At 75.4% G+C, this 11,396-nt stretch carries 12 protein-coding genes; 1 reads left to right on the forward strand and 11 read right to left on the reverse strand.

All coding sequences use genetic code 11. The features are described from left to right. Window positions 1-167: 167 nt before the first annotated feature. The 10 genes from AE652_RS20640 to AE652_RS20685 form a co-directional block, all read right to left on the reverse strand. On the reverse strand, window positions 168-1,418 hold the full coding sequence (locus AE652_RS20640; RefSeq protein WP_049653668.1) for a sugar ABC transporter permease: 1,251 nt from the start codon (window positions 1,416-1,418) through the stop codon (window positions 168-170). Then, window positions 1,415-2,224, reverse strand: coding sequence for an ATP-binding cassette domain-containing protein (locus tag AE652_RS20645; protein ID WP_049653670.1), 810 nt, complete (start codon window positions 2,222-2,224; stop codon window positions 1,415-1,417). The genes AE652_RS20640 and AE652_RS20645 overlap by 4 nt, the downstream gene beginning before the upstream one ends. Window positions 2,225-2,331: 107 nt before the next feature. Next, the gene (locus tag AE652_RS20650; RefSeq protein WP_049653672.1) at window positions 2,332-3,432 is read right to left on the reverse strand and encodes a substrate-binding domain-containing protein; all 1,101 of its coding nucleotides are present in this window, start codon (window positions 3,430-3,432) and stop codon (window positions 2,332-2,334) included. A 219-nt stretch (window positions 3,433-3,651) separates the two neighbouring features. After that, window positions 3,652-4,017, reverse strand: coding sequence for a hypothetical protein (locus AE652_RS20655; RefSeq protein ID WP_049653674.1), 366 nt, complete (start codon window positions 4,015-4,017; stop codon window positions 3,652-3,654). A gap of 179 nt (window positions 4,018-4,196) precedes the next feature. Then, window positions 4,197-4,874: an HAD family phosphatase gene (locus tag AE652_RS20660; RefSeq protein ID WP_049653676.1), complete on the reverse strand. Its 678-nt coding sequence runs from the start codon at window positions 4,872-4,874 to the stop codon at window positions 4,197-4,199. A 74-nt stretch (window positions 4,875-4,948) separates the two neighbouring features. Continuing rightward, window positions 4,949-5,902 (reverse strand): DUF4331 family protein, encoded by a 954-nt coding sequence (locus tag AE652_RS20665; RefSeq protein WP_049653677.1) that lies wholly within the window; start codon window positions 5,900-5,902, stop codon window positions 4,949-4,951. 183 nt (window positions 5,903-6,085) lie between these two features. Beyond that, a complete protein-coding gene (locus tag AE652_RS46470; RefSeq protein WP_159028506.1) occupies window positions 6,086-6,412 on the reverse strand; it encodes a hypothetical protein in 327 nt (108 codons plus the stop codon). A 65-nt stretch (window positions 6,413-6,477) separates the two neighbouring features. Then, on the reverse strand, window positions 6,478-7,740 hold the full coding sequence (locus AE652_RS20675) for a cytochrome P450 (protein ID WP_049653681.1): 1,263 nt from the start codon (window positions 7,738-7,740) through the stop codon (window positions 6,478-6,480). Between the two features lie 162 nt (window positions 7,741-7,902). Next, window positions 7,903-8,478 (reverse strand): GNAT family N-acetyltransferase, encoded by a 576-nt coding sequence (locus tag AE652_RS20680; RefSeq protein ID WP_049653683.1) that lies wholly within the window; start codon window positions 8,476-8,478, stop codon window positions 7,903-7,905. Continuing rightward, complete coding sequence (locus AE652_RS20685) at window positions 8,472-9,953, reverse strand: ATP-grasp domain-containing protein (RefSeq protein WP_159028507.1); 1,482 nt, start codon at window positions 9,951-9,953, stop codon at window positions 8,472-8,474. Before AE652_RS20685 ends, AE652_RS20680 begins: the two co-directional genes overlap by 7 nt. Before the next feature lie 162 nt (window positions 9,954-10,115). Between AE652_RS20685 and AE652_RS20690 the strand changes: the two genes are divergently transcribed. Then, window positions 10,116-10,745 carry a putative glycolipid-binding domain-containing protein gene (locus AE652_RS20690; RefSeq protein ID WP_082345860.1) on the forward strand — a complete coding sequence of 210 codons (630 nt, stop codon included), beginning with the start codon at window positions 10,116-10,118 and terminating at the stop codon, window positions 10,743-10,745. A gap of 58 nt (window positions 10,746-10,803) precedes the next feature. Here AE652_RS20690 and AE652_RS20695 read toward each other — a convergent pair. Next, the coding region (locus tag AE652_RS20695) for an SDR family NAD(P)-dependent oxidoreductase (protein ID WP_049653687.1) at window positions 10,804-11,396 on the reverse strand (593 nt) is incomplete at its 5' end.

The raw sequence follows: 11,396 nt of genomic DNA on the forward strand, positions 1-11,396 counted from the left end.
CCTCCGATCCGGGGTCGGGCCGTCCCCGCCTGCGCGCCGACGCCCCGGGGCGGAGGGATATCCGGTCACCCCGGCCTGGCCGATGTCCTCCCCTCCGCGCACCACGACGGCCCGGCACCCCGCGCTGCGGCGGGGTGCCGGGCCGAAGGGACGCCGGACGCCCCGCGCTACCCCCGGCCGCTGCTGCGGGTGCGGCGGGTGAGGGAGTCGAGGACGACGGCGGCCAGCAGCACGGCGCCGGTGATCATGTACTGGATGGCCTGGGCGGCGTGGACCATGTCCAGCCCGGTGGTGATGGACTGGATGACCAGGATGCCCAGCAGCGCCGACCAGGTCTTGCCGCGGCCGCCGAACAGGCTGGTGCCGCCGATGACGGCCGCCGCGATCGCGCTCATCAGGACGTTGCCGCCGCCGAGTTGCTTGTCGGCGGAGCCCTGCTGGGAGGCGTAGAAGAGGCCGCCGAGGCCGGCCAGGAACGCGGAGAGGACGAACACGGAGATCCGGACCCGGGCGACGTTGACGCCCGCGCGCCGGGCCGCCTCGACGCCGCCGCCGACCGCGAAGACCTGCCGCCCGTAGCGGGTGCGGCGCAGCACGAAGTCGGTGGCGAGGACGGCGCCGAGCAGCACGACCAGGGACAGCGGCAGGCCGCGGTCCTGGTTGAGGGCGTAGGCGGTGGCCAGGGTGAGGACGGCCAGGGCGCCGGCCCGGATCGCGCTGTCGGAGGCCGGCGCGGCGGTGAGGCCGGCGGCGCGGCGGCGGCGGGCGGTGTGCAGGCGGGCGGCCAGGTAGAGGACGGGGGCGAGGAGTGCCAGGCCCCAGGCGTAGGCGATGTCGCCGTCGCCGAGGAAGGTGGTGTCCAGGCTCGCGACGACGCCGTCGTGGCGGTTGTTGACGGTGCCGGCGTCGCCGAGCACGTACTCCTGCAGGCCGCTCCAGGCGAGCATCCCGGCGAGGGTGACCACGAAGGCGGGCACCCCGACCCGGGCGAAGAACAGGCCGTGCAGCAGCCCCATGACGCAGGCCGCGCCGAGGGCGGCGGCGATGGCGAGCCACTCGTTCCAGCCCTGGCGCACGGCGAGCACCGCCGCGATCGCGGCGCTCGCGCCGGCCACCGAGCCGAGGGAGAGGTCGATCTCGCCGAGGATCAGCACGAACACGACGCCGACCGCGATCAGGCCGGGGCCGGCGATGAAGCGGGTGATGTTGGTGAGGTTGTCGGCCTGCAGGAAGTGGTGGGTGACGGACTGGAAGACGATCGCGATGACGACCAGGCCGACGACGACCGGCAGCGAGCCGAGCTCGCCGGAGCCCAGGCGGCGCCGGGCGGCCCGCGCGAGTCCCGCCCAGCCCTGCGCGGGCGGGTGGAGCCGCGGATCGGCGGGCGAGGGGGTGGCGGGTGCGTCGGGGGTGCTCATACGGCCTCGGCCTCCTCGGCCTGCTCGGTGCGGCGGGCCCGGCGGCGGGCGTGGGCGTTGTCGGTGGCGCCGGTGATCGCGGCGACGATCTGCTCCTGGGTGGTGCCGGCCACCGGGAAGACCCCGTTGTTGCGGCCCAGGCGCAGCACGGCGACGGTGTCGGCCACCGCCCGTACGTCGGCCATGTTGTGGCTGACCAGCACGACCGCCAGGCCGCGCTCGCGCAGCCGCTCCACCAGGTCCAGGACCTGGGCGGTCTGCTCGACGCCGAGGGCCGCGGTGGGCTCGTCCAGCACCACCAGGGCCGGCTCGCCGACCAGGGCGCGGGCGATGGCCACCACCTGGCGCTGCCCGCCGGACAGCGCGGCCACCGGGGCGCGCACGTCGGGGATGCGGATGGCGAGGGTGTCCAGGAGGCGGCGGGCGTGCTGCTCCATGGCGACCTCGTCGAGCAGGGCGGGGCCGAGCAGGGCGCGGCGGCGCTTCTCGCGGCCGAGGAAGAGGTTGGCGATGACGTCGAGGTTGTCGCAGAGCGCGAGGTCCTGGTAGACGGTCGCGATGCCGAGGGCGGCGGCGTCCTGGGGGCGGGCCAGGCGGACCGGCTCGCCCTGCCAGGTGAGGGTGCCCTCGTCCACGGGGTGGACGCCGGCGATGGTCTTGACGAGGGTGGACTTGCCGGCGCCGTTGTCGCCGACGAGGGCGAGCACCTCGCCGGCGTGGACGTCGAGGTCGACGTCGGTGAGGGCCTGGACGGCACCGAAGCGCTTGGAGACCGAGCGCAGCTGCAGGACGGGTGCGCCTGTCACGGGAACCACCTTGGGGGAGGGGCTACTTGAAGACCTGGTCGAAGGATGCTGGTGCGGGGCGGGCTATTTGAGGCTGGCCGCTTTGGTCCCGGCCGCCGGGGGCAGGGCTACTTGAGCCCGGCGGCGGCGCACGCGGCGGCGTAGTCGGCGGTGCAGATGTCGGAGGCCTTGTAGGTGCCGTCGGCCAGGACGGTGGAGGCGATGGTGTCCTTGGTGACGATCTTGGCGTCCAGCAGTTTGGTCGGGATGTTCTTGGCGGTGGCGCTGTCGACGCTCGCGGTGGCGATGGTCTTCACGTCCTTGCCCTGCAGCAGGGCGACGGCCAGTTCGGCGGCGGCCTCGGCCTGCGGGCGGTAGGCCTTGTAGATGGTGTACGCCTGGTCGCCGGCCACGATGCGCTGGATGGCGTCCAGGGAGGCGTCCTGGCCGCCGACGGGGACCTTGATGCCGGCGCCCTTGAGCTGGGTGATGATGGCGGCGGCCATGCCGTCGTTGGCGGAGTAGACGGCCTGGAAGCCGTTCTTGCCGAACTCGGTGACGGCGGCGGAGATCTTCTGTCCGGCGACGACGGGGTCCCACTGCCCGGACTGCTCGTAGACGACCTTCTTGACCTTGCCGTCGAGGACCTTGTGCGCGCCGGTCTTGAAGTCCGCGGCGTTCGGGTCGGCCTCGTCGCCGTCGATCATGACGATGTCGGCGTCGGCGGCCTGCGCGCCGAGCGCGTCCAGCAGGGCCCGGCCCTGGAGTTCGCCGACCTTCTCGTTGTCGAAGGAGGTGTACGCGGCGATCGGGCCGGCGGCCAGGCGGTCGTAGGCGATGACCTTGACGCCCTTGGCGGCGGCCTCCTGGACCCAGTCCTGGGTGGACTTGGCGTTGTACGGGTCCAGGACGATCACCTTGACGCCCTGGGCGAGCAGGGTGTCGAACTGCTGCTTCTGCTTGGCGGCGCTGCCCTCGGCGTTGTTGTACAGCACCTTGCACTGCGCGCACAGGGCCTTGACCTTGGCCTCGATGTACGGGCGGTCGAAGGACTCGTAGCGCACGGAGGAGGCGTTCTCGGGCAGCAGCAGGCCGATGGCGTTCGGGTCGCCGGCGGCGGAGGAGGAGTCGCTCTTGGCGCCGGCGGCCTTGCCGCAGGCGGCGGTCATGGACAGGGTCAGGACGAGGCCCACGGCGGAGACGAGGGCGCGGCGCAGTGCGGCGTTCATCGGATACCTCTCCCTGGGGGTCGCCGCGGCTTCGCGGCGGGGTGGGGGGAGTTAAACCTGGGCGCGTACATGACGTCAATAAGTAAAACCAGACTGCCGGGAATCCACCACTACTCGTTATGTTCGTGAACACGCCTCAGGGGGCACGACGCGCGACAGCGGCAGTGCCCGCCGCTCCCCTCGCGCGGCGGGCACTGCCTGGTTGGAACTGAGTGACCGTCAGGGACGGTCGAGGGTGATCGAGTTGATCGGCCCCAGGTCGTAGTAGACGCCCTTCGGCGAGGAGAGGTCGTAGACGCAGTCGGCGCCGCCCGAACCGCGGCACAGGCGGGCGTGCGCGCCGCCGGTCTGGTTGTTGAGCACCCAGTGCATGCCGTACTGGCCGCTCAGGTTGTGCGCGCCGTAACTCCAGTAGACGTCGCTGGGGCTGACCGCCGGGTCCTGGTCCTGCGGGTAGACGCAGACCGCGCCCGACGGGCAGCCCGCCCACGCCCCGTCCGCGGCGCCGGCGCCGCCGGCCTCCACGGTGGTCAGGGCGGCGGCGGCCAGGGCCAGGGCGGCGACGGTACGGGTGATCCTGCGCATGGGTGGTTCTCCCTTGGCTGGTACGAGGACGGACGACCGTTGCGTCCGGTGCCCGTCAGCCTAGGAATCCGGTGCCCGTGGCGGTCCCTGACATCTGACAGGGGCGCGCCTCCTTGCTCCCGCAGCCGCAGCCGCAGCCGCAGCCGCAGTCGGAGCAGGAACCGGGGCCCGCCACGGAGCTACGGCAGCGGGAGCGAGGCCGCCCCGGCGACCAGCGCCGGCAGCTCCCGCATGTCCGCGAAGGTCCGGGTGCCGGGCCCCGCCAGCCACGCCTCGGGCGTCAGGCCGCCGTGGAAGCCGAGCGACCGCATCCCCGCCGCCCGCGCCGCGGCCACCCCGTACTTGCTGTCCTCGACCACCAGGCACGCCGCCGGCTCGACGCCCATCGTGGCGGCCGCGTGCAGGAACAGGTCCGGGGCGGGCTTGCCGCGCTCCACGTCCTCGGAGCTGAAGACCCGCCCGGCGAAACGCGGCAGCAGCCCGGTCCGCCCGAGCGTGGAGCGCAGCCGCGCATGGCTGCTGGAGGACGCCACGCAGTCCGCCACCCCGGCCCGCTCCAGGGCCGCCAGCGCCGCCACCACCCCCTCCACGGGGGCGAGTTCGGCGGCGAACACCTCGTCGTACAGGTGCTGGAAGCGCTTGTCCCAGCCCGGCTCCAGCGGCACGCTCGCGTGCGCCTCGATCTCGGCGGTCATGAACGCGTGCGAACGGCCCAGGAACCGCTCGACGATCTCCTCCTGCGACAGCGGCCACCCCACCTCCGCGACCACCCGCTCGTCCACCCGCACGGCCAGCCGCTCACTGTCGAGCAGCACACCGTCGCAGTCGAAGACCACCAGCTCCACGGGAAGGGACATGCCGCCACCCTACGGGGCGCCCGCGGCGGGGCGGCGGGCGCGTCCGCAGCCGGGGCGCCGGGGGCCCGGCGGGCTCAGTGCGGGTGGCCCAGGTACGGGAAGGCGGGCAGCAGGTCGGTGTGCGGGCCGATGTGGTCGCCGGGCACCTTGCCGTCGGTGAGCATCGTCAGCCGCGCCGAGGTGACGTCGTCGCTCAGCGTGCGACCGTTCGGGTAGCCGGCCGGGCGGGCGCGGTCGTAGCGCAGGATGTCCGGCAGGACGATCCGCAGCTGGGCCTCGGCCGCGTCCGTGGTGTACCCGCCGAAGTGCTGCAGCTTCGCCGTCCACGGCTCCCGGTAGTTATCCCAGTCGTCCACCGGATCCCCGGCGTTGTACGCCTCCTTGGCGTCCTCCTCGTTGAAGTACGCCGTCAGCGACGGGTGCGCACCGCGGTCCACCGACACCAGGTGCCCGTCCTTGCGCACGCTCACCCGCGCCCACACCCCGATCTCCGGCGCCGGCCCGAACTGCGCGTCCGGCGCCTCCAGCACGATCCCGAACACGTTCTTGTCCGCGCCCCAGTCCACCCCCGTCCACTGGAAGTCCTTCACGATCCCGTCCAGGTCCGCGAAGAACGGGTCGCTGCGCAGCCCCGCGCTGACCCGGTGCGCCCCCGCCTCCACCACCGCGGGCATGCCCGTGAAGCTCACCGGCGCGTCCGCCACCAGTACCTCGCCGACCGCCTCCAGCCCGCGCGCCCCCTCGCCGGCGGCCCGCCGCACCGTCATGGTCTGCGCCCCGTCCCGCGGCTCGGAGAAGGTGAAGCTGTACGCGAGGTCGGCCCGCCGGTCCCCGTCGGTGTCGATGTCGATCCGGTACACCGCCTGCGGGTGGAAGGCCTGCCCGCCGGACGGCGCGACCGGGTTCACGTTCATGATCAGCACCGTCCGCCCCGGCTCCGGCGCGGCGAAGGCGAACAGGTCGGTCAGGTCCAGGCGCGCGTCACCCTCGGGTGAGCGCAGGTTCGGTCCGCTGAGGTGGTGCGACAAGACGGCCTCCGAGGTCGGGCGGGCTGCGCGGGGACACCCCCCGACCCCCTCGGCCATTGCTAGCACGCCCGCCCGCCCCCGGCCCGCCCCGCTGCGCCACCCGGGCGGGCGGGGGCGGGGGCGGGGGTTCGGGTACGGGCCGCGGGTACGGGCGGGCGCGGCCCGGTGACGGCGGGCGGGGCGTCAGCTCGCGGGCAGCCGCGCGGTGAAGGGGTCCGCCCCGGTCCTGGCGTCCGGGGCGCCGTAGCCGAAGAGCCGGGTGGTGCCGTCCGGGCCGGTGGTGGACACGCCCGGTTGGGTGACGGCGAACGGGGCGGGGCCACCGCCCAGGAGGACCCGGCCCACCGCCCGGACGGCGCTCCCGGCCCCGGCCACGGCGTAGCCGGAGAACGCGCCGCCGGCGGTGCCGGGCACCGTGCTGCGGGTCCGGCCCTGCCCGTCCCAGTGGGCGGCCGGCCAGCTGTCGCCCACGGCCCACACGTCGGCCGTGCTGTCCGGGCGCGCTGACACCGTGCTGACCGGCCGGTCGGCCCGACCGATCGGTCGGCCCGACCGGCCCGGGAAGGGGAGGAGCCTCAGGGGGCCTTCGGCGCCGGCGCGCCGAGCAGCACCGGCAGCGCGCGGTGCCCGTTGGAGATCAGCGAGTCGACCGGCTCCAGCCGCGCGCCCGGGGCGAACGCGAGGTCGGGGAAGCGCTCGAACAGCCGGCTCAGCGCGGTGCGCCCCTCCAGGCGGGCCAGCGGCGCGCCCAGGCAGAAGTGCACGCCGTGGCCGAAGGCGAGGTGGGACTTGACCGGCCGGGTGACGTCGAAGACGGCGCCGCTGTCCCCGTAGCGCACCGGGTGGCGCCCGGCGGCCGCGTAGGCGGGCAGGATCGCCTCGCCGCGGCGCACCGTCACCCCGCCGGGCAGGGCGATGTCCTCCACCGCGAAGCGCAGCGGCAGGTGCGCGAGCGGCGCGTCGCGGCGCAGCGCCTCCTCGACCACGTCGTCCCAGCCGGCCTTGCCCGCGCGCACCAGGGCGAGCTGGTCGGGGTGGGTGAGCAGGTCCGCGATGCCGTTGTCGATCAGGTTGACGGTGGTCTCGTAGCCGGCCGAGACGATCAGCAGCAGGGTGTCGCGCAGCTCCTCCTCGCTCAGCGCGGCCGGACCACCCCCGTCACCGCCCTCGCCGTCAGCCCCGTCGGCGTCGTCGTCGCGGGCGGCGATCAGCGCCGAGGTCATGTCCTCGCCCGGCTCGCGGCGCTTGGCGGCGATCAGCTCCTCCAGCAGGGCCTGGAACGCCGCCCCGTTGGCGGCGGACTCCTCGGGGGTGAGGGCGGTGGAGAAGACCTTGTCGACGATGCCGCGGAAGCCGTCCGTCACCTCCTCCGGCAGGCCCAGCAGCTGGGAGATGACCCGGATCGGCAGCGGGTAGGCCAGGCGCGCGCGCAGGTCCACCACCTCGCCCGGCGCGGTGCGGGCCAGGTCGTCCAGCAGGGCGTCGGTCAGCTCCTCGACGCGGGCGGTCATGGTGGCGACCCGGCGGGGCGTGAAGGCGCTGCTCACCAGCCGGCGCAGCCGCCGGTGGTCGGCGCCGTGCGCGTTGAACATGTTGCGCACGCTGATCCACAGGGCCAGCGGCCAGGTCCGCACCGCCCGGTCGAAGTCCGGCCAGTGCTGCAGGCCGTCCTTGGAGACCCGGGGGTCCGTGAGCAGTTCCTCCAGCAGTTCCGGGTCGGACACCGACCAGGCCCGTCCGCCCAGGATGTCGACGGGCACGGCCGGGCCGCTCGCGTACAGCTCGGCGGTCTCGGTGTCGCGGGCGCGGCCGGTCGGGTCAAGTACGAGACGTTCCACGGTAGTTCCTCCACTCGGTGCGGCAACGGTGCGGCTTCGGCGTCGGGTCGGATGCGGCGTCGGCGCGCGGCCGCACGCCGCGCCGACGCGCACCGGGACACGAGGATGCGCCCGGGGCGCGGGCCCCGTCGAGAGGGCCCGCGCCGGACGGACGTCGGGGGGTCACGCCCGCAGGCGGCCCGCCTCGTGGACCAGCGGCGGCGCCACCGCGTCCGCGGCGCGCTCGAACAGGGCGCCGCTGCGGCTGCCGGCCGCGGTGCGCACCCAACGCCAGCCCCGTGCGCGGTAGTAGGCGTGCAGGGCGGCGTTGTCGCTCCACACGTTCGCCCGCAGCAGGGTGGCGCCCGCCCGCGCGGCCCGCCAGGAGGCCCAGTCGCCCAGGCGGGTGCCGATGCCGTGTCCGGCGTACCGGCGGTCCACCGTGAAGGAGCTCACGTAGCGGGCCGGGAGGGCGAGTTCCTCGCCGGTCCACAGCCGGGGGCTGCCGGTGGGGCGCAGCGTGAGGGTGGCGACGGCCTCGCCGTGCGGCGACAGCGCGGCGACCACGGTCAGGCCGAGGGCGATCAGCGCCAGGCCGCGCTGGGCGTCGTACGGGTCCGACCACTGGGCCGAGCCGTGCTCCAGGGCGATCCACGCGGCGGCCTCCGCGCGCAGGGCGGCCAGCCGGGGCAGGTCGGCGGGCACCGCGGTGCGGACGTACAGCGGGTCGGACCGCGGGTCGGGGCGCGGGTTCACCACGGCGCGCGGGGGGCGGCGGCGGAGGGACCCGCGGAGGCGGAGGGGACGGCGGCGGGGCCGGAGGGCCCGGGCAGGCCGTACGGTTCGAGGGGTTCGAGGACGAAGCCCGCGCGCAGCGCGTCCAACAGCTTGCGTCCTGGCGCGGTGAGCGCGGTGCCGTCGGGGGTGGTCAGCGGATGCCGGGCGACGATCCGGGCGAGCGGCACACCCGGGTGCAACACCATGCCGGGGGAGGGGAGTTGCAGCAGCACGCAGTCGTCGGGCCCGCACTCCAGCAGGCCGAACCCGGCACCGCAGTGCCGCAGCCGCCCGTCCTTGAGCCGGTGCAGGCCGCCGGCGGGCGCCGCCGCCACCCGCACCGGGACGCCGGTGTGCCGCACCACCAGCTGCACGGCGCCCGCCGCGTCCGTACGCGGCTCGCCGCCGGTGGCGTGGCCGTAGAGCTCCAGCACGTGCCGCAGCGCGGACGGCAGCGCGCGCTCGGCCAGTTCCAGCTCGCCCAGCAGCCAGGTCGAGCCCTGCATACGGCAGTTGAGCTCCAGCAGCAGCGGGCGCTCGCCGTCCAGGACGAAGTCGGCGCCGAACAGGCCCCGGTAGCCGAGCGCGGCCAGCGCCTCGCCGACGCGCCGCGCCGCGGCGGCGGCCCGGGCCAGGGCGAGCGGCGCCAGCAGGGCGGGGGCCGCGAAGTCGCAGCCGGAGTAGGCGCCGAAGGGCGCGCCGACACCCTCGATACGGGTCAGCTGGACGGACGGGCGCAGTACCCGCACCGTGCTGTCCGCCGACACCAGCACGTGCACGTTGAGCGCGACGCCCTCGACGTAGCCGCTCACCAGCCAGGGACCGCCGCCGACTTGGCGGATCGGCTGCAGGTCCGCCTCGTCGACGACCAGGTGGGTGCCCTTGCCGCTGGAGCCCACCGGCGTCTGCACCACGTAGGGGGAGCCGAAGCGGCGGCGCAGCTCCCGGTGGTCGAGCGCCGGGACCACCGCGTCCGCCGGGGTCGCGGCCCCCACCGACCGCAGCCACGCGCGCTGCTCCCGCTTGTCGCTCAGCATCGGCAGGGCCACGTGCGAGGGCGGCTCCAGCAGGCGGGTGCCGAGCGCGCCGAGTGCCGTGCGCCACTCGGGTTTGATCGCCGAGTAGGGCAGCAGCGCCAGCTCCCGGCCCCGCCAGCCGTCACCCGCCGCGCCCGCGCCCCCGTCCTCGTCCCCGTCCAAGGTGCCGGCGAGCGCGCGGAGCACCGTGTGGACCCCGGCCCCCGCCGGGGTGTGGTCGCGCACCCCCCGCTCCGGTTCCAGCGCGTGGAAGGAGGCCCCGAACTCGCCCGCCCAGCCCGTGTCCGGGCCCTCCACGCTCACCACCGCGGACAGGCAGCCGGTGCGCAGCAGCGGCAGCACGTTCAGGGGACGGGCACAGCACGACAGTCCGGGCAGGGCCCGCAGCCGGGCCACCGCTTCGTCACAGGATGTGATCACCCACGCGATTATGGAGAGCCCGGGACGGCGCTCGCCGCCACCGCACGCCCCGCCCCGCCCCGCACGAGGCACGCCCCGCCCCCACCCTCACCCGAACGAAGGAGCCCCCCGTGTTGACGGCCCGTCGGGCCCGCTGTCGGCACCCGGCAGTACCGTGCACGAATGAACAGCAGCACCGCCCCCGACCCGAACCGCCCCGCCGAACGCCCCGCCGAACACGCCGCCACCCGCACCGCCGCACCCACCTGGCGGGTCACCGAGACCGCCGGCCTGGAGACCTCCTGGATCGACCTCGGCCCCACCGCCCTGACCGCCCACGGCCGCGCCGCCGCCGCCGAGCCCGCCCCGTACTGGCTCGACTACCGGCTCGACACCGGCGACGGCTTCACCACCCGCCGCATGCACGTCACCGCCCGCACCCCCGACACCACCCGCACCCTCGACCTGCGCCGCGACGAGACCACCGGCCACTGGACCGTCGACGGCACCCCCCGACCCGACCTCGACGGCGCCCTCGACTGCGACCTCGGCCTGTCCCCGCTCACCAACACCCCGCCCGTGCTGCGCCACGGCCTCCACCTGGGCCCCGGCGAGCACCACTTCCTGATGGCCTGGATCCGCGTGCCCGAGCTGGTCGTCGTGCCCTCCCGCCAGACCTACACCCACCTGCGCCGCCACGAGGACGGCCGCGCCACCGTCCGCTACGCCTCCGGCGACTACCGGGCGGACCTGCTGCTGGACGCGGACGGCCTGGTCGCCGAGTACCCGGGCCTGGCCCACCGCATCGCCTGACAGGCCAGGGCCAGGGCCCGGGGCCTCAGGCCCGGCGCGGGCCCGAGGCCGGGGGTGTTCAGACCGCGGTGCGCCCGCCGTCCACCGGCAGGAGGGCGCCGTGGACGAAGCCCGCCGCGTCGCCGGCCAGGAAGACGACCGCGGCGGCGATCTCCTCGGCCTCGGCGGGCCGGCCCGCCGGCGCCTCGGCCGCCAGGTCGCCGAGGCCCTCGCCCATGACCGCAGTGCCCTCGGTACGGGTGGGCCCCGCGCCGACGGCGTTGACCCGTACGCCGCGCGGCCCGTACTCGGCGGCCCAGGTGCGGGTCAGCAGGTTGACCGCCGCCTTGCTGGAGCCGTACAGGGACATGCCCGGCGCGCCGTGCGAGGCGGCCTGGGTGCTGATGTTGACGATCGCCCCGGCGCCGCGCGCGGCCATCGCCGGGGCCAGCTCGGCCACCAGGAAGTAGGGCGCCCGCACGTTGAGCGCGTAGACGGCGTCGAACTCCTCCTCGGTCGTCCCCTCGGTCGGCCCGAACGGGTAGACGCCGGCGTTGTTGACCAGGATGTCCACCCGGCCGCCGCCCAGCGCGGTGGCCGTCCGGGCGAGGCGCCGCACCGCGGCGACGTCGCGCAGCTCGGCGGCGACGAAGTCGGCCCTGCCGCCGCCCG

It is taken from the genome of Kitasatospora sp. MY 5-36 (genome assembly GCF_001182915.1).
Lineage (GTDB): Bacteria > Actinomycetota > Actinomycetes > Streptomycetales > Streptomycetaceae > Kitasatospora.

What these genes read in the sequence shown, in the direction of transcription:
- AE652_RS20640 (WP_049653668.1), bottom strand. Translation starts at nt 1,418, where the DNA reads ATGAGCACCCCCGACGCACCCGCCACCCCCTCGCCCGCCGATCCGCGG.
- AE652_RS20660 (WP_049653676.1), bottom strand. Translation starts at nt 4,874, where the DNA reads ATGTCCCTTCCCGTGGAGCTGGTGGTCTTCGACTGCGACGGTGTGCTG.
- AE652_RS20650 (WP_049653672.1), bottom strand. Translation starts at nt 3,432, where the DNA reads ATGAACGCCGCACTGCGCCGCGCCCTCGTCTCCGCCGTGGGCCTCGTC.
- AE652_RS20655 (WP_049653674.1), bottom strand. Translation starts at nt 4,017, where the DNA reads ATGCGCAGGATCACCCGTACCGTCGCCGCCCTGGCCCTGGCCGCCGCC.
- AE652_RS20690 (WP_082345860.1), top strand. Translation starts at nt 10,116, where the DNA reads ATGAACAGCAGCACCGCCCCCGACCCGAACCGCCCCGCCGAACGCCCC.